Origin of the sequence: Mesorhizobium sp. BR115XR7A, from assembly GCF_020165315.1 — a bacterium.
GTDB classification, from domain to species: domain Bacteria; phylum Pseudomonadota; class Alphaproteobacteria; order Rhizobiales; family Rhizobiaceae; genus Mesorhizobium; species Mesorhizobium australicum.
This window is the reverse complement of sequence record NZ_JAIUHW010000001.1, coordinates 151,495-167,680: the sequence shown is the minus strand read 5'-3', so window position 1 is coordinate 167,680 and position 16,186 is coordinate 151,495. Positions and strand designations below refer to the sequence as shown.

Annotated in this window: 18 protein-coding genes; 16 read left to right on the top strand and 2 right to left on the bottom strand. The window is 62.5% G+C overall.

Going from position 1 to position 16,186, the window contains the following annotated elements:
- Window positions 1-111: 111 nt before the first annotated feature.
- Both rpoC and LB557_RS00900 read left to right on the top strand, forming a co-directional pair.
- Window positions 112-4,308 (top strand): DNA-directed RNA polymerase subunit beta', encoded by a 4,197-nt coding sequence (rpoC, locus tag LB557_RS00905; RefSeq protein WP_015317991.1) that lies wholly within the window; start codon window positions 112-114, stop codon window positions 4,306-4,308.
- 82 nt (window positions 4,309-4,390) lie between these two features.
- On the top strand, window positions 4,391-5,056 hold the full coding sequence (locus LB557_RS00900; RefSeq protein WP_015317990.1) for an O-methyltransferase: 666 nt from the start codon (window positions 4,391-4,393) through the stop codon (window positions 5,054-5,056).
- Between the two features lie 21 nt (window positions 5,057-5,077).
- Here LB557_RS00900 and LB557_RS00895 read toward each other — a convergent pair whose 3' ends face one another.
- Together LB557_RS00895 and LB557_RS00890 are read right to left on the bottom strand one after the other, a co-directional pair.
- Window positions 5,078-6,001, bottom strand: coding sequence for a Gfo/Idh/MocA family protein (locus tag LB557_RS00895; protein ID WP_041163842.1), 924 nt, complete (start codon window positions 5,999-6,001; stop codon window positions 5,078-5,080).
- 155 nt (window positions 6,002-6,156) lie between these two features.
- Complete coding sequence (locus tag LB557_RS00890; RefSeq protein ID WP_015317988.1) at window positions 6,157-6,438, bottom strand: hypothetical protein; 282 nt, start codon at window positions 6,436-6,438, stop codon at window positions 6,157-6,159.
- A gap of 473 nt (window positions 6,439-6,911) precedes the next feature.
- Between LB557_RS00890 and rpsL the strand changes: the two genes are divergently transcribed.
- The 14 genes from rpsL to rpmC all read left to right on the top strand — a co-directional run bounded on the left by rpsL (window position 6,912) and on the right by rpmC (window position 16,185).
- On the top strand, window positions 6,912-7,283 hold the full coding sequence (rpsL, locus tag LB557_RS00885) for a 30S ribosomal protein S12 (RefSeq protein WP_006333356.1): 372 nt from the start codon (window positions 6,912-6,914) through the stop codon (window positions 7,281-7,283).
- Between the two features lie 73 nt (window positions 7,284-7,356).
- Window positions 7,357-7,827, top strand: coding sequence for a 30S ribosomal protein S7 (gene rpsG, locus LB557_RS00880; protein WP_008875664.1), 471 nt, complete (start codon window positions 7,357-7,359; stop codon window positions 7,825-7,827).
- Between the two features lie 29 nt (window positions 7,828-7,856).
- Window positions 7,857-9,947: an elongation factor G gene (gene fusA, locus LB557_RS00875; RefSeq protein WP_015317987.1), complete on the top strand. Its 2,091-nt coding sequence runs from the start codon at window positions 7,857-7,859 to the stop codon at window positions 9,945-9,947.
- A 66-nt stretch (window positions 9,948-10,013) separates the two neighbouring features.
- On the top strand, window positions 10,014-11,189 hold the full coding sequence (gene tuf, locus LB557_RS00870) for an elongation factor Tu (protein WP_015317986.1): 1,176 nt from the start codon (window positions 10,014-10,016) through the stop codon (window positions 11,187-11,189).
- Window positions 11,190-11,258: 69 nt separating this feature from the next.
- Window positions 11,259-11,567: a 30S ribosomal protein S10 gene (gene rpsJ, locus LB557_RS00865; RefSeq protein WP_010909272.1), complete on the top strand. Its 309-nt coding sequence runs from the start codon at window positions 11,259-11,261 to the stop codon at window positions 11,565-11,567.
- 61 nt (window positions 11,568-11,628) lie between these two features.
- Window positions 11,629-12,351 carry a 50S ribosomal protein L3 gene (rplC, locus tag LB557_RS00860; RefSeq protein ID WP_015317985.1) on the top strand — a complete coding sequence of 241 codons (723 nt, stop codon included), beginning with the start codon at window positions 11,629-11,631 and terminating at the stop codon, window positions 12,349-12,351.
- Window positions 12,351-12,971 carry a 50S ribosomal protein L4 gene (gene rplD, locus LB557_RS00855; RefSeq protein ID WP_015317984.1) on the top strand — a complete coding sequence of 207 codons (621 nt, stop codon included), beginning with the start codon at window positions 12,351-12,353 and terminating at the stop codon, window positions 12,969-12,971. Before rplC ends, rplD begins: the two co-directional genes overlap by 1 nt.
- A complete protein-coding gene (locus tag LB557_RS00850) occupies window positions 12,968-13,261 on the top strand; it encodes a 50S ribosomal protein L23 (RefSeq protein WP_010909275.1) in 294 nt (97 codons plus the stop codon). The genes rplD and LB557_RS00850 overlap by 4 nt, the downstream gene beginning before the upstream one ends.
- A 23-nt stretch (window positions 13,262-13,284) precedes the next feature.
- Complete coding sequence (gene rplB / locus LB557_RS00845; protein ID WP_015317983.1) at window positions 13,285-14,118, top strand: 50S ribosomal protein L2; 834 nt, start codon at window positions 13,285-13,287, stop codon at window positions 14,116-14,118.
- A gap of 16 nt (window positions 14,119-14,134) precedes the next feature.
- A complete protein-coding gene (gene rpsS, locus LB557_RS00840) occupies window positions 14,135-14,413 on the top strand; it encodes a 30S ribosomal protein S19 (RefSeq protein WP_015317982.1) in 279 nt (92 codons plus the stop codon).
- A 2-nt stretch (window positions 14,414-14,415) separates the two neighbouring features.
- Window positions 14,416-14,805: a 50S ribosomal protein L22 gene (gene rplV, locus LB557_RS00835; RefSeq protein WP_010909277.1), complete on the top strand. Its 390-nt coding sequence runs from the start codon at window positions 14,416-14,418 to the stop codon at window positions 14,803-14,805.
- Window positions 14,805-15,530, top strand: coding sequence for a 30S ribosomal protein S3 (rpsC, locus tag LB557_RS00830; protein WP_013895697.1), 726 nt, complete (start codon window positions 14,805-14,807; stop codon window positions 15,528-15,530). The genes rplV and rpsC overlap by 1 nt, the downstream gene beginning before the upstream one ends.
- 27 nt (window positions 15,531-15,557) lie before the next feature.
- Window positions 15,558-15,971, top strand: coding sequence for a 50S ribosomal protein L16 (gene rplP, locus LB557_RS00825; protein ID WP_006205460.1), 414 nt, complete (start codon window positions 15,558-15,560; stop codon window positions 15,969-15,971).
- A gap of 13 nt (window positions 15,972-15,984) precedes the next feature.
- Window positions 15,985-16,185 carry a 50S ribosomal protein L29 gene (rpmC, locus tag LB557_RS00820; protein ID WP_006205459.1) on the top strand — a complete coding sequence of 67 codons (201 nt, stop codon included), beginning with the start codon at window positions 15,985-15,987 and terminating at the stop codon, window positions 16,183-16,185.
- Window position 16,186 lies beyond the last annotated feature (1 nt).

Sequence of the window (16,186 nt, the reverse complement as noted above, 5' to 3'; positions counted from 1 at the left end):
GCTCTCGCGACCGGATGCACCAATTCTTCGGCCGGTGGGCCGACCACTCAGCGGGCATTCGGCCCGCGTTAGATGCAAGGGGTTTTCGAGGACCCCGAAAAGGAGAACGGCATGAACCAAGAGGTCATGAATCTCTTCAATCCGCAGGCGCCTGCGCAGGTGTTCGATTCCATCCGGATTTCGCTTGCCAGCCCTGAGAAGATTCTGTCCTGGTCGTTCGGCGAGATCAAGAAGCCGGAGACCATCAACTACCGCACCTTCAAGCCGGAGCGTGACGGTCTGTTCTGCGCGCGCATTTTTGGCCCGATCAAGGACTATGAATGCCTGTGCGGCAAGTACAAGCGCATGAAGTACAAGGGCGTGATCTGCGAGAAGTGCGGCGTCGAAGTCACGCTGTCGCGCGTCCGCCGCGAGCGCATGGGCCATATCGAGCTGGCGGCTCCCGTCGCTCACATCTGGTTCCTGAAGTCGCTGCCCTCGCGCATCGGCACGCTGCTCGACATGACGCTGAAGGACATCGAGCGCGTCCTCTACTTCGAGAACTACATCGTCACCGAGCCCGGCCTCACCGCGCTGAAGGAGCACCAGCTGCTCAGCGAGGAAGAGTACATGATCGCCGTCGACGAATATGGCGAGGATAGTTTCACCGCCATGATCGGCGCCGAGGCCATTCATGACCTTCTGGCAGGCATGGACCTGGAGAAGATCGCCGGCGACCTGCGTTCGGAACTGGCGTCGACCACGTCCGAGCTGAAGCAGAAGAAGTATCTGAAGCGGCTCAAGGTCGTCGAGAACTTCATGGAATCCGGCAACCGTCCGGAATGGATGATCATGAAGGTGGTTCCGGTGATCCCGCCGGACCTGCGCCCGCTCGTCCCGCTGGACGGCGGTCGTTTCGCGACGTCCGACCTGAACGATCTCTACCGCCGCGTCATCAACCGCAACAACCGCCTGAAGCGGCTGATCGAGCTGCGGGCGCCGGGCATCATCGTGCGCAATGAAAAGCGCATGCTGCAGGAAGCCGTCGATGCGCTGTTCGACAACGGCCGTCGCGGCCGCGTCATCACCGGCGCCAACAAGCGTCCGCTGAAGTCGCTGTCCGACATGCTCAAGGGCAAGCAGGGCCGGTTCCGTCAGAACCTGCTCGGCAAGCGCGTCGACTATTCCGGCCGCTCGGTCATCGTCACCGGTCCGGAGCTCAAGCTGCACCAGTGCGGCCTGCCGAAGAAGATGGCGCTCGAACTGTTCAAGCCCTTCATCTACGCCCGTCTCGACGCCAAGGGTTACTCCTCGACCGTCAAGCAGGCCAAGAAGCTGGTCGAGAAGGAGCGTCCGGAAGTCTGGGATATCCTCGATGAGGTCATCCGCGAGCATCCGGTGCTGCTCAACCGCGCGCCGACGCTGCACCGCCTGGGCATCCAGGCGTTCGAGCCGATCCTGATCGAAGGCAAGGCGATCCAGCTTCACCCGCTGGTCTGCACGGCCTTCAACGCCGACTTCGACGGCGACCAGATGGCCGTTCACGTGCCGCTGTCGCTGGAAGCGCAGTTGGAAGCCCGCGTGCTGATGATGTCGACCAACAACATCCTGCACCCGGCTTCCGGCGCGCCGATCATCGTGCCGTCGCAGGACATGGTCCTGGGTCTCTACTACCTCTCGATCGTCAACCAGAACGAGCCGGGCGAAGGCATGGTGTTTGCCGACATGGGCGAACTCCAGCACGCGCTCGAGACCAAGGCCGTGACCCTGCATGCCAAGATCAAGGGCCGCTTCCGCACGGTCGACGCCGAAGGCAAGGTCGTGTCGAAGATCCATGACACCACGCCTGGCCGCATGATCATCGGCGAGCTTCTGCCGAAGAACGTCAACGTGCCCTATGAGACCGCCAACCAGGAGATGACCAAGAAGAACATCTCCAAGATGATCGACACCGTCTACCGCCATTGCGGTCAGAAGGAGACGGTCATTTTCTGCGACCGCATCATGGCGCTCGGCTTTGCCCATGCCTGCCGTGCCGGCATTTCGTTCGGCAAGGACGATATGCTGATCCCGGACACCAAGATCAAGCTGGTGTCGGACACCGAGGCTTTGGCCAAGGAGTACGAGCAGCAGTACAATGACGGCCTGATCACGCAGGGCGAGAAGTACAACAAGGTCGTCGACGCCTGGGCCAAGTGCTCGGAAAAGGTCGCCGACGAAATGATGGCCCGCATCAAGGCGGTCGAGTTCGAGGACAACGGCCGTCAGAAGCCGATGAACTCGATCTACATGATGTCGCACTCCGGTGCGCGCGGCTCGCCCACCCAGATGCGCCAGCTCGCTGGCATGCGCGGCCTGATGGCCAAGCCGTCGGGTGAAATCATCGAGACGCCGATCATCTCGAACTTCAAGGAAGGCCTGACCGTGCTCGAGTACTTCAACTCGACCCACGGCGCCCGCAAGGGTCTGGCCGATACCGCCTTGAAGACGGCGAACTCGGGTTACCTCACCCGTCGTCTGGTCGACGTGGCGCAGGACTGCATCGTCAACTCCGTGGATTGCGGCACCGACAAGGGCCTCACCATGCAGCCGATCGTCGATGCCGGTCAGGTCGTTGCTTCGGTTGGCCAGCGCGTACTGGGCCGTACATCGCTCGACGACATCACCCATCCGGTGTCGGGCGAGGTTCTGGTCAAGGCCGGAACGCTGATGGACGAGCGTGACGTCGAGCAGATCGAAAAGGCCGGCGTGCAGTCGGTCCGCATCCGCTCGGCCCTGACCTGCGAAGTCAGGATCGGCGTCTGCGCGGTCTGCTACGGACGCGATCTGGCCCGCGGCACCCCGGTCAACCAGGGCGAAGCCGTCGGCGTCATCGCGGCGCAGTCGATCGGCGAGCCGGGCACGCAGCTCACCATGCGTACCTTCCACATGGGCGGTACGGCGCAGGTGGTGGATAGCTCGTTCCTTGAAGCCTCCTATGAGGGCAAGGTCGAGATCCGCAACCGCAACGTGGTGCGCAACTCGGACGGCCAGCAGATGGTCATGGGCCGCAACATGGCGGTTCTGATCCTCGACGAAGCCGGCAAGGAGCGCGCCACGCACCGTGTCACCTATGGTTCGCGCATCTTCGTGGACGATGGCGACAAGGTGAAGCGCGGTCAGCGTATCGCCGAGTGGGATCCCTATACCCGTCCTGTCCTCACTGAAATCGAGGGCAAGGTGTCGTATGAGGATCTGGTCGACGGCATTTCCGTTCAGGAAACGGCCGACGAGTCGACCGGCATCACCAAGCGTGAGGTCATCGACTGGCGTTCGACGCCGCGTGGCAACGACCTCAAGCCCGCGATTGCCATCCTGGACACCAAGGGCAAGGTCGGCAAGCTGTCGAAGGGTGGCGACGCCCGCTTCCTGCTCTCGGTCGAGGCCATTCTCTCGGTCGAGCCGGGTGCTCAGGTTCGCCCCGGCGACGTGCTGGCGCGTATCCCGATGGAAAGCGCCAAGACCAAGGACATCACCGGCGGTCTGCCGCGTGTTGCCGAACTGTTCGAGGCACGTCGTCCGAAGGATCACGCCATCATCGCCGAGATCGATGGCACGATCCGCTTCGGCCGCGACTATAAGAACAAGCGCCGTATTATCATCGAGCCGCATGACTCGACGCTCGAGCCGGTCGAGTACCTGATCCCGAAGGGCAAGCCGTTCCATCTCCAGGACGGCGACGTCATCGAGAAGGGCGACTACATCCTCGACGGCAATCCGGCGCCGCACGACATCCTGGCGATCAAGGGCGTGGAGGCACTTGCTTCCTACCTCGTCAACGAGATCCAGGAAGTCTACCGCCTGCAGGGCGTCTCGATCAACGACAAGCACATCGAGGTGATCGTTCGCCAGATGCTGCAGAAGGTCGAGATCACGGTGCAGGGCGACTCGACCTATATCCCGGGCGACCACGTCGACGTGATCGAACTGGAAGAGGTCAACGAGCGCCTGGTCGAGGACGGCAAGAAGCCGGCCGAAGGCCAGCCGGTGCTCTTGGGCATCACCAAGGCGTCGCTGCAGACGCCGTCCTTCATCTCGGCCGCCTCCTTCCAGGAGACGACCAGGGTGCTGACGGAAGCCGCGGTTGCCGGCAAGACCGACATGCTGCAGGGCTTGAAGGAAAACGTCATCGTCGGCCGGCTGATCCCCGCCGGCACCGGCGGCACGATGAGCCAGATCCGGCGCATCGCCACCTCGCGCGACGAACTGATCATCGACGAGCGCCGCAAGGCCTCCGGTGTGGAAGTCGCCGAGCCGATGCTGGCGGACATGACAACCGCCGCGCAGTAGGCGCGGCGGCAAAAATCTCAGGCAACAGAAGCCGTCGGGGCAACCCGGCGGCTTTTTCATTTTTGCGATCGGAGGAAAGCGGATGAACACGAAGACCTGGACGGCTGTCGATGACTACATCGTTTCTTCTCTCTTCGAGGCGGATCCCGTTCTCGACGCGGTTCTGGCGGCCAACCGCCGCCAGGGCCTGCCGGCGATCGACGTCTCGGCGGCGCAAGGAAAGCTGCTCTCGCTGCTGGTGCGCATCAGCGGCGCGAAGAAGGTGCTCGAGATCGGCACGCTGGGTGGCTATTCGACCATCTGGATGGCGCGGGGATTGCCTGCTGACGGCAAGGTCGTGACACTCGAACTCGATCCGCACCATGCCAAGGTCGCGCGTTCGAATTTGGAGCGGGCAGGGGTTGCGGACCGTGTGGAACTGCGTGTCGGTTCGGCGCTCCAGTCGCTCACAGAACTGGGCGGCGAGAATGCCGGCCCGTTCGATCTCGTCTTCATCGACGCGGACAAGCCGAACAACCCGAACTATCTGGCCTGCGCCTTGCGGCTGTCGCGGTCAGGAACGGTCATCGTCTGCGACAACGTCATCCGCGATGGTGCCGTTCTGGATGAAGATGGACGCGATGCCAATGTCGAGGGCGCCCGCGCGGCATTTTCATTCATCGGTGGCGACAAACGGCTGGACGGCACCGCCATCCAGACGGTGGGCGCCAAGGGCTATGACGGGTTTGCGATTGCGGTTGTCGACTGATGCCAAGGCGGCCCGGCGACCTCAGTCGAAAAACGCCTCGACCACGTTGCGCTTGCCGAGCATGAAGGCGTCGGCAACGTGCTGGAGCGGCGCAAGGTCCACATCTGACGTCTCGGCGTGCACGATTTCGGCGAAGCGCCGGTAGAGCATCGGATATTCCGCTTCCGGCTCCTCGTGTACGATATTGCCATCGACGGCGAGCTTCGAGCCGCCACCCGAGAGCACCATCTGTCCGGCATCCGTATCGGCCAGGATGTCCCAACTCTGCGGTCCGGTCTGCAACCAGTCGAGATCCATCGTCACATCCGATCCGTTCGCTGCCCGGAACGCGACCTGGGCCGCGATCGGCGCGTCACGGTTCACCGGAAAGTCGAGCACGGCCGAAGTGATGTACATGGCCGGCAGGATGTAGGTTGCGATCGACAGCGCGTTGATGCCGGGATCGAAGACGCCGAAGCCGCCAGGCTGCCAGATCCAGTCCTGGTTTGGGTGCCAGCGGCGTACATCTTCCTTCCAGACGATCGCCGCCGATTTGATGTTGGTCGAAGCGAGGAATATCCGCGCCGCTTCGACCGCCGGCGCGTAGCGCGAATGCCAGCTTGCGAACAGTGAGACGCCTTGTTTCGCCGCGAGCGCCTTCAGGTCCTCGACCTCGCTGACCGTGGCACCGGGCGGCTTTTCCAGGAAAACGTGCTTTCCAGCCTCGAGCGCCTTGCGCGCGGCTTCATAGCGGAACTGCGGCGGCATGCACAGCGACACAGCATCGAGTTCGGGGACCACGCCAAGCATCGTCTCGATGTCGGGGAAATTCACAATGCCATCGACCTTGCCGTGCCGGCTGGCCGCCGCGATCAGCTGGTAATCCCGATCCTTGGCCAGGGCGGGAAGGTGTTGGTCGCGGACGATCTTGCCGACGCCGACAATGCCGATTCTGATGGGCGAGATGGATGAGGACATGAGGCTCCGCCGGGATTGGACGACTGCGCGTCTCTTAGCAGATCGGCCATGACGGGCAAGCGTCGGCCGTGCCGGCTATCCAAACGAATCGCGTCACGGCAAGCACGGCAAGGAAGGACACCGCGCCCATGACACGCCCATGATCAGATCGGCGCGTCGAAGGTGACGATCGACACTTCGCCTTCGAGGGCGCCCTGGTAGGCCGACAGATGCGGCTCGTCGTCGGGCACCCCGTCCATATCGCCGATCTGGTCCAGCTCGGCCTCGGCGTAACCTTCCGCCGCCAGCGATTCGAGGGCGCGTCGCACCGCCGAATCGTCGTCAGGAGCGACCAGCATGACATGCACGCCTTCCACCTTGCCGCCTTTGCGCTTCCACACCCGGCCGGTGATGATGGTGACCGGGCGTTCTTCATTGTCGTTCACGGCTGATTCCTCCTGGCAAGCGCGGGCGAGGGGATGTTGAGTGCTCAGGCCGCCTTTTCGCATAGAGAAAGGGCGCGCAAAAGCCAAAAGCCGGTCACTTTCTTCCTCGGCATTGCAAAATTGCGAAAGAAAATTACATGCGGTTTTCGCATGGCTGCCAAGTCCCGGCTTCGATGCAATATTTGCCACTGCGGGCTTGACGGTTCGCGGGCTTACGAGTAGAAGCCGCCCAGTCAGAACCGATGTGAGGCTCTCCCTTCCGAAGCGACACGCTTTGGAGTTTGCCTCAAACAGGGTTCGTTTTACGAGCGAAAAGACATTTCCGGCGTGCACGAAGCGGTTTCCGCTTCCTCTGCGATTTGTTCGGGCAAGACCGCGAGGCGCGGTTTGTGGCCCGAATTTGCGTATGGAAATGACGCTTTGAGCGAGCCTTGACCGGCACGAGACACGGAATTGAGAGACAAGAGGGTTTAATGCCTACCGTCAACCAGCTGATCCGCAAGCCGCGCATTGCGCCGGTGAAGCGCAACAAGGTCCCGGCCATGCAGCAGAACCCGCAGAAGCGGGGCGTCTGCACGCGCGTCTATACAACGACGCCGAAGAAGCCGAACTCGGCGCTGCGCAAGGTGGCCAAGATCCGCCTGACCAATGGTTTTGAAGTGATCGGTTACATCCCCGGCGAAGGTCACAACCTTCAGGAGCACTCCGTGGTCATGATCCGCGGCGGCCGCGTCAAGGATCTTCCGGGCGTGCGCTACCACATTATCCGCGGCGTGCTCGACACGCAGGGCGTGAAGAACCGCAAGCAGCGCCGTTCGAAGTACGGCGCCAAGCGTCCGAAGTAAGGCGTCCGAAGTAAGATTTTCGGCCTTGGTGCTGCTTGAATGCGCCGGGCTACGAGATTGAGAGACAAAAGCCATGTCGCGTCGTCACAGTGCAGAAAAGCGTGAGATCAACCCGGATCCCAAGTTCGGCGATCTGATCGTCACCAAGTTCATGAATGCCGTCATGTATGACGGCAAGAAGTCGGTCGCCGAGACCATCGTCTACGGCGCGCTGGACCAGGTCCAGTCGAAGACCAAGCAGGAGCCGGTCACCGTCTTCCACCAGGCGCTCGACAATGTCGCGCCGCATGTGGAAGTGCGTTCGCGTCGCGTCGGCGGCGCCACCTACCAGGTTCCGGTCGACGTGCGTCCCGAGCGCCGCCAGGCGCTGGCGATCCGTTGGCTGATCGCCGCGGCCCGCAACCGCAACGAGACCACCATGGTCGACCGCCTCTCCGGCGAGCTGATGGACGCGGCCAACAACCGCGGCACCGCCGTGAAGAAGCGTGAAGACACCCACAAGATGGCAGAAGCCAACCGCGCTTTCGCGCACTACCGCTGGTAAAGCGCGAACGAGACTGAGAGGCAGCTACGATGGCCCGCGAATACAAAATCGAAGACTACCGCAATTTCGGTATCATGGCGCATATTGACGCCGGCAAGACGACGACCACCGAGCGCGTCCTCTATTACACGGGCAAGTCGCACAAGATCGGCGAAGTGCACGACGGCGCTGCCACCATGGATTGGATGGAGCAGGAGCAGGAGCGCGGCATCACCATCACGTCCGCCGCGACCACGACCTTCTGGAAGGCTCGTGACGGCAAGATGCACCGCTTCAACATCATCGACACCCCCGGACACGTCGACTTCACCATCGAAGTCGAGCGTTCGCTGCGCGTGCTCGACGGCGCCATTGCGCTGCTCGATGCCAACGCCGGTGTCGAGCCGCAGACAGAAACCGTCTGGCGCCAGGCGGACAAGTACCGCGTTCCGCGCATGATCTTCTGCAACAAGATGGACAAGATCGGCGCCGACTTCTACCGCTCGGTCGAAATGATCGGTTCGCGCCTCGGCGCGCATGCCGTCGTCATGCAGCTGCCGATCGGCGCCGAGACCGAATTCAAGGGCGTCGTCGACCTGGTCGAGATGAACGCGCTGGTCTGGCGCGACGAGACGCTGGGCGCTGCCTGGGACGTCGTCGAGATCCCGGCCGACCTTCAGGCTCGTGCGGAAGAATATCGCGAGAAGATGATCGAAGCCGCCGTCGAAATGGACGAGACGGCGCTTGAGAATTACCTCGAAGGCAAGATGCCGTCGAATGACGAGATCCGCGCGCTGATCCGCAAGGGCACCATCGCGGTGAAGTTCTACCCGATGTTCTGCGGCTCGGCCTTCAAGAACAAGGGCGTGCAGCCGCTGCTCGACGCCGTCGTCGAATACCTGCCGTCGCCGGCCGATGTTCCGGCCATCAAGGGCGTCGATGCCAAGACCGATGCCGAGATCGAGCGTCACGCCGACGACAACGAGCCGCTTTCGATGCTCGCCTTCAAGATCATGAACGACCCGTTCGTCGGTTCGTTGACCTTTGCCCGTATCTACTCGGGCAAGCTCACCAAGGGCATCTCGGTTGACAACACCGTGAAGGGCAAGAAGGAGCGCATTGGCCGCATGCTTCAGATGCATGCGAACTCGCGCGCCGACGTCGAAGAGGCTTTTGCCGGCGACATCGTCGCCCTGGCCGGCCTCAAGGACACCACCACCGGCGATACGCTGAGCGATCCGCTGCACCCGGTCATCCTCGAGCGCATGGAATTCCCCGATCCGGTCATCCAGATCGCCATCGAGCCGAAGACCAAGAACGACCAGGAAAAGATGGGCCTGGCCCTTCATCGCCTGGCCGCCGAGGACCCCTCCTTCCGCGTCAAGACCGACGAGGAATCAGGCCAGACCATCATTTCTGGCATGGGCGAGCTTCACCTCGACATCATCGTCGACCGCATGCGCCGCGAGTTCAAGGTTGAAGCCAACGTCGGTGCGCCGCAGGTGGCTTACCGTGAAACGATCACTCGCAAGCACGAGCAGGACTACACGCACAAGAAGCAGACCGGCGGTACCGGTCAGTTCGCCCGCGTCAAGATCCTGTTCGAGCCGAACCCGGAAAGCCCCGAGTTCGAGTTCGATACCAAGATCGTCGGCGGTGCGGTTCCGAAGGAATACATCCCGGGTGTCGAAAAGGGCATCAACAGCGTCATGTCGTCGGGTCCGTTCGCGGGCTTCCCGATGATCGGTGTCAAGGCGACGCTCATCGACGGCGCATACCACGACGTCGACTCCTCGGTGCTCGCCTTCGAAATCGCCGGCCGTGCCTGCTTCCGTGAAGCCGCGCCCAAGCTCGGCGTGCAGCTGCTCGAGCCGATCATGAAGGTCGAGGTCGTCACGCCGGAAGATTACGTCGGCAGCGTCATCGGTGACCTGAACGGCCGTCGCGGCCAGATCCAGGGCCAGGAAGCACGTGGCGTCGCGGTGGTTATCAACGCGATGGTGCCGCTCGCCAACATGTTCAAGTATGTCGACAACCTGCGCTCGATGAGCCAGGGCCGCGCGGCCTACACGATGCAGTTCGATCACTACGAGCCTGTGCCGACCGCGGTCGCCCAGGAAGTCCAGAAGAAATACGCGTAACCCCGACGGGTTGCAGCAGTAACTTAAATCAAGGCCCGCACGGGCGAGCAGGATTGGAGACATCACATGGCAAAAGGTAAATTCGAGCGCACCAAGCCTCATGTGAACATCGGCACGATTGGTCACGTCGACCATGGCAAGACGTCGCTGACGGCGGCGATCACCAAGTATTTTGGCGAATACAAGCGCTACGACCAGATCGATGCGGCGCCTGAAGAGAAGGCGCGCGGCATCACGATCTCGACGGCTCACGTCGAATACGAGACCGCCAACCGCCACTATGCCCACGTCGACTGCCCCGGCCACGCCGACTATGTGAAGAACATGATCACCGGTGCCGCGCAGATGGACGGCGCGATCCTGGTCGTGTCGGCCGCCGACGGCCCGATGCCGCAGACCCGCGAGCATATTCTGCTGGCCCGTCAGGTCGGCGTGCCGTCGATCGTGGTGTTCCTGAACAAGGTCGACCAGGTCGACGACGCCGAGCTGCTCGAACTGGTCGAGCTCGAGGTTCGCGAACTGCTGTCGAAGAACGAATTCCCCGGCGACGACATTCCGATCGTCAAGGGTTCGGCGCTGGCTGCACTGGAAGATTCGGACAAGAAGATCGGCGAGGACGCGATCCGCGAGCTGATGGCTGCGGTCGACGCCTACATCCCGACGCCGGTTCGTCCGCTGGACAAGCCGTTCCTGATGCCGATCGAGGACGTGTTCTCGATCTCGGGCCGCGGCACGGTCGTCACCGGCCGCGTCGAGCGCGGCGTGGTCAAGGTCGGCGAGGAACTGGAGATCATCGGCATCCGTCCGACGACCAAGACGACCTGCACGGGCGTCGAAATGTTCCGCAAGCTGCTCGACCAGGGCCAGGCTGGCGACAACATCGGCGCGCTGCTGCGCGGCGTTGATCGTGAAGGTGTCGAGCGCGGCCAGGTTCTGGCCAAGCCGGGCACGGTGAAGCCGCACAAGAAGTTCGTGGCCGAAGCCTACATCCTGACCAAGGACGAAGGTGGCCGTCACACGCCGTTCTTCACCAACTACCGTCCGCAGTTCTACTTCCGCACGACCGACGTGACCGGCATCGTGTCGCTGCCGGAAGGCACCGAGATGGTGATGCCCGGCGACAACATCACGGTCGATGTCGAGCTGATCGTGCCGATCGCCATGGAAGAGAAGCTGCGCTTCGCCATCCGTGAAGGCGGCCGCACCGTCGGTGCCGGCATCGTCGTCACCATCAAAGAGTAATTTGGACTTAAACCGATCTGTCGCGGGCGCCGGAGTAGCCCGCGCCGCGCCAGAACAAGGAAGTGACGCATGAACGGACAGAATATCCGCATCCGCCTGAAGGCGTTTGATCACCGCGTGCTCGACGCCTCGACGAAGGAAATCGTGTCGACGGCCAAGCGCACCGGGGCAAACGTCCGCGGCCCCATTCCGCTGCCGACGCGGATCGAAAAGTTCACGGTCAACCGGTCGCCCCACGTCGACAAGAAGAGCCGCGAGCAGTTCGAGATGCGCACGCACAAGCGTCTGCTCGACATCGTCGATCCGACCCCGCAGACGGTCGATGCTTTGATGAAGCTCGATCTGGCCGCCGGCGTCGACGTCGAGATCAAGCTCTAAGGGAATGAGAGCGCGGTAAGGGGCGGTGCCCCTGGCCCGGAACTCTAAAGGAATTGAACCGATGCGTTCAGGTGTGATTGCAAAGAAGGTGGGAATGACCCGCATCTATAATGATGCCGGGGAACATGTTCCCGTCACCGTTCTCCAGATGGAGAACTGCCAGGTCGTGGCACAGCGCACGCAGGAGAAGAATGGCTACACCGCCGTTCAGCTCGGCGTTGGCCTCGCCAAGGTGAAGAACACGTCGAAGGCGATGCGCGGCCATTTCGCGACCGCCTCCGTCGAGCCGAAGGCGAAGGTCGCCGAGTTCCGCGTCTCTGCCGACAACATGATCGACGTCGGCGCCGAGATCACCGTCGACCATTTTGTCGCCGGCCAGAAGGTCGATGTGACGGGCACGACGATCGGCAAGGGTTTCCAGGGCGTCATCAAGCGCCACCATATGGGTGGTGGCCGCGCGACCCACGGTAACTCGGTCTCGCACCGTACACATGGCTCGACCGGTCAGCGCCAGGACCCGGGCAAGGTGTTCAAGGGCAAGCATATGGCTGGTCACATGGGCGACACCCGCGTGACGACACAGAATGTCGAGGTCGTTTCGACCGATGCCGACCGCGGCCTGATCCTGATCCGCGGCGCGGTTCCCGGATCGAAGGGCGCCTGGATCCTGGTCCGCGACGCGGCCAAGGTGGCACTGCCGGCCAATGCGCCGAAGCCCGCCGCGATCCGCGCCGTTGCGGCAGCTGCTAAGAACGAGGCTCCGGCCACAGAGGGAGCGGAATAATGGATCTCAAGATCACAACGCTCGGCGGCAAAGACGCCGGCAAGGTGGAACTTTCCGACGGAATTTTCGGCCTTGATCCGCGCGAGGACATCCTGCAGCGCGTCGTGCGCTGGCAGCTTGCCAAGAAGCAGCAGGGCACGCACAAGGCCAAGGGCCGCGCCGAAATCGCGCGCACCGGTGCCAAGATGTACAAGCAGAAGGGTACGGGCCGCGCCCGTCACCACTCGGCACGCGCTCCGCAGTTCCGCGGCGGCGGCAAGGCCCACGGCCCGGTCGTTCGCAGCCATGAGCATGAACTGCCCAAGAAGGTTCGTGCGCTCGGCCTCAAGCATGCCCTTTCGGCCAAGGCCAAGAGCGCGTCGATCATCATCATCGACGAGCTGAAGCTGACCGAGGCCAAGACCAAGGCGCTGATCGCGAATTTCGCGACGCTGGGCCTGACCAACGCCCTGGTGATTGGCGGCGCCGAGCTTGACAAGAACTTCAAGCTGGCAGCCACCAACATCCCCAACATCGACGTGCTGCCCATCCAGGGCATCAACGTCTACGACATTCTGCGCCGCGGCACGCTGGTCCTTTCGAAGGCCGCCGTCGAGGCTCTCGAGGAGCGCTTTAAATGACCGACCTTCGTCACTACGACGTGATCGTCTCGCCGGCGATCACTGAAAAGTCGACCATGGCCTCCGAGCAGAACCAGGTCGTCTTCAACGTCGCCAAGAAGGCGTCGAAGCCCGAAATCAAGGCCGCCGTCGAAGCGCTGTTCGGCGTCAAGGTGATGGCCGTGAACACGCTTGTCCGCAAGGGCAAGATCAAGCGCTTCCGCGGCACGATCGGCCGCCAGAGCGACGTCAAGAAGGCGATCGTGACGCTGGCCGACGGCCAGTCGATCGACGTCGCGACGGGTCTCTGAGCAAGGCCGCGAGGACAACAACAATGGCACTGAAAAAATTCAACCCGGTAACGCCGAGCACCCGCCAGCTGGTCATCGTCGACCGCTCGGGCCTCTACAAGGGCAAGCCCGTGAAGGGCCTGACCGAGGGTCTGACCAAGTCGGGCGGCCGCAACAACCACGGCCGTATCACCGCCCGCTTCATCGGTGGTGGCCACAAGCGTTCGTACCGCATCATCGACTTCAAGCGTCGCAAGTTCGACGTTGTCGGCACGGTCGAGCGCATTGAATACGATCCGAACCGCACGGCCTTCATCGCACTGATCAAGTATGATGATGGTGAGCTGTCCTACATCATCGCTCCGCAGCGTCTGGCTCCCGGCGACAAGATCGTGGCTGGCGAAGCGGTCGACGTTAAGCCGGGCAATGCGATGCCGCTGGCCTCGATGCCGGTCGGCACCATCGTCCACAACATCGAGCTGAAGCCGGGCAAGGGCGCCCAGGTCGCCCGGTCGGCAGGTGGTTACGGCCAGTTGGTCGGCCGTGACCAGGGCATGGCGATCCTGCGCCTCAACTCGGGCGAGCAGCGTGTCGTTCACGGCTCCTGCATGGCCACCGTCGGTGCCGTGTCCAATCCGGACCACGGCAACATCAACGACGGCAAGGCCGGCCGCACGGTTTGGCGTGGCAAGCGTCCGCACAATCGCGGCGTGACCATGAACCCGGTCGACCACCCGCATGGCGGTGGTGAAGGCCGCACCTCCGGTGGCCGTCATCCGGTCAGCCCGTGGGGCAAGCCGACCAAGGGCAAGAAGACGCGGTCCAACAAGGCGACCGACAAGTTCATCCTGCGCTCGCGCCATCAGCGCAAGAGCTAAGAAGAGGTAACGCCAAGTGACTCGTTCTATTTGGAAAGGCCCCTTCATCGACGGCTACCTTCTCAAGAAGGTGGACAAGGTTCGTGAAGGCGGTCGCAATGAGGTGATCAAGATGTGGAGCCGTCGCTCCACCATCCTGCCGCAGTTCGTCGGCCTCACCTTCGGTGTCTACAACGGCCAGAAGCATGTTCCCGTTTCGGTGAACGAGGACATGGTCGGTCACAAGTTCGGTGAATTCGCTCCGACCCGGACCTATTACGGTCACGGCGCGGATAAGAAGGCGAAGAGGAAATAATCATGGGCAAGGCCAAAGCTCCGCGCAGGCTTGCTGACAACGAAGCGCGCGCCGTGTTGCGCACGATCCGTATCAGCCCGCAGAAGCTGAACCTGGTTGCCGCGCTGATCCGCGGCAAGAAGGTCGCGACAGCGCTTTCCGATCTCGAATTCTCGGCCAAGCGGATTTCCGGCACGGTCAAGAAGACGCTGGAATCGGCAATCGCCAACGCGGAAAACAACCACGACCTCGATGTCGATGCGCTGGTGGTGGCGGAAGCCTATGTCGGCAAGTCGATCGTCATGAAGCGGTTCCACGCTCGTGGCCGTGGTCGCGCCAGCCGTATCGAGAAGCCGTTCTCGCACCTCACGATCGTCGTTCGTGAAGTCGAAGAAAAAGGGGAGGCCGCATAATGGGCCAGAAAGTCAATCCGATCGGTCTTCGCCTCGGCATCAACCGCACCTGGGATTCGCGCTGGTTCGCGAACACCGGCGAGTACGGCAAGCTGCTGCATGAGGACATCAAGATCCGCAAGTATCTTGAGAAGGAACTCAAGCAGGCCGCGATCTCGAAGGTCGTGATCGAGCGTCCGCACAAGAAGTGCCGCGTCACCATCCATGCCGCGCGCCCGGGTCTGATCATCGGCAAGAAGGGCGCCGACATCGAGAAGCTTCGCAAGAAGCTGATGGAGATGACGAAGTCCGAGACGCACCTCAACATCGTTGAAGTGCGCAAGCCGGAAATCGACGCGACCCTGGTCGCCCAGTCGATCGCCCAGCAGCTCGAGCGCCGTATCGCGTTCCGCCGCGCCATGAAGCGTGCCGTGCAGTCGGCCATGCGCCTCGGTGCCGAAGGCATCCGCATCAACTGCGCCGGCCGTCTTGGCGGCGCCGAGATCGCGCGCATGGAATGGTACCGTGAAGGTCGCGTGCCGCTGCATACGCTGCGCGCCGATGTCGATTACGGTACGGCCGAGGCGAACACGGCGTATGGCATCTGCGGCGTCAAGGTCTGGGTATTCAAGGGCGAGATCCTCGAGCACGATCCGATGGCTTCGGAACGCCGCGCGACCGAGGGTGATGCCGCGCATGGCGGTGGTGGTGATCGCGAACGCGGTCGTCGTCGCGAAAACGCCTGAGACATTTAGGAATTTGGAGTTAGAACGATGCTGCAGCCAAAGCGCACAAAGTTCCGCAAGCAGTTCAAGGGCCGTATCCATGGTACCGCAAAGGGCGGCACCAACCTGGATTTCGGTGGTTTCGGGCTGAAGGCGCTTGAGCCGAACCGCGTCACCGCGCGTGAGATCGAGGCGGCCCGCCGCGCGATCACTCGCGAAATGAAGCGTGCCGGCCGCGTCTGGATCCGCATTTTCCCGGACGTGCCGGTCACTTCGAAGCCGACCGAAGTCCGCATGGGCAAGGGCAAGGGCGCGGTCGATTACTGGGCGGCGCGCGTCAAGCCGGGCCGCATCATGTTCGAGATCGACGGCGTCAATGAAGAAACCGCCCGTGAGGCGCTGCGTCTCGGCGCGGCCAAGCTCTCGGTCAGGACGCGCTTCGTACAGCGCATCGCAGAATAAGGACGGGCTGATCATGAAAGCCGAAGACATCCGGACCAAGACCCAGGACCAGCTGACCGACGACCTGGCCAGCCTGAAGAAGGAGCAGTTCAACCTGCGCTTCCAGAAGGCCACCGGCCAGCTCGAGAAGACCGCGCGCGTGAGGCAGGTCCGCAAGGACATTGCGCGTATCAAGACCATCGCTGCGGAAAAGTCCGCGGCCAAGAAGGCTTAAG

Coding starts and splice junctions, on each gene's coding strand:
- rpoC (WP_015317991.1), top strand. CDS start 112: ATGAACCAAGAGGTCATGAATCTCTTCAATCCGCAGGCGCCTGCGCAG.
- LB557_RS00900 (WP_015317990.1), top strand. CDS start 4,391: ATGAACACGAAGACCTGGACGGCTGTCGATGACTACATCGTTTCTTCT.
- rpsL (WP_006333356.1), top strand. CDS start 6,912: ATGCCTACCGTCAACCAGCTGATCCGCAAGCCGCGCATTGCGCCGGTG.
- rpsG (WP_008875664.1), top strand. CDS start 7,357: ATGTCGCGTCGTCACAGTGCAGAAAAGCGTGAGATCAACCCGGATCCC.
- fusA (WP_015317987.1), top strand. CDS start 7,857: ATGGCCCGCGAATACAAAATCGAAGACTACCGCAATTTCGGTATCATG.
- tuf (WP_015317986.1), top strand. CDS start 10,014: ATGGCAAAAGGTAAATTCGAGCGCACCAAGCCTCATGTGAACATCGGC.
- rpsJ (WP_010909272.1), top strand. CDS start 11,259: ATGAACGGACAGAATATCCGCATCCGCCTGAAGGCGTTTGATCACCGC.
- rplC (WP_015317985.1), top strand. CDS start 11,629: ATGCGTTCAGGTGTGATTGCAAAGAAGGTGGGAATGACCCGCATCTAT.
- rplD (WP_015317984.1), top strand. CDS start 12,351: ATGGATCTCAAGATCACAACGCTCGGCGGCAAAGACGCCGGCAAGGTG.
- LB557_RS00850 (WP_010909275.1), top strand. CDS start 12,968: ATGACCGACCTTCGTCACTACGACGTGATCGTCTCGCCGGCGATCACT.
- rplB (WP_015317983.1), top strand. CDS start 13,285: ATGGCACTGAAAAAATTCAACCCGGTAACGCCGAGCACCCGCCAGCTG.
- rplV (WP_010909277.1), top strand. CDS start 14,416: ATGGGCAAGGCCAAAGCTCCGCGCAGGCTTGCTGACAACGAAGCGCGC.
- rpsC (WP_013895697.1), top strand. CDS start 14,805: ATGGGCCAGAAAGTCAATCCGATCGGTCTTCGCCTCGGCATCAACCGC.
- rplP (WP_006205460.1), top strand. CDS start 15,558: ATGCTGCAGCCAAAGCGCACAAAGTTCCGCAAGCAGTTCAAGGGCCGT.
- rpmC (WP_006205459.1), top strand. CDS start 15,985: ATGAAAGCCGAAGACATCCGGACCAAGACCCAGGACCAGCTGACCGAC.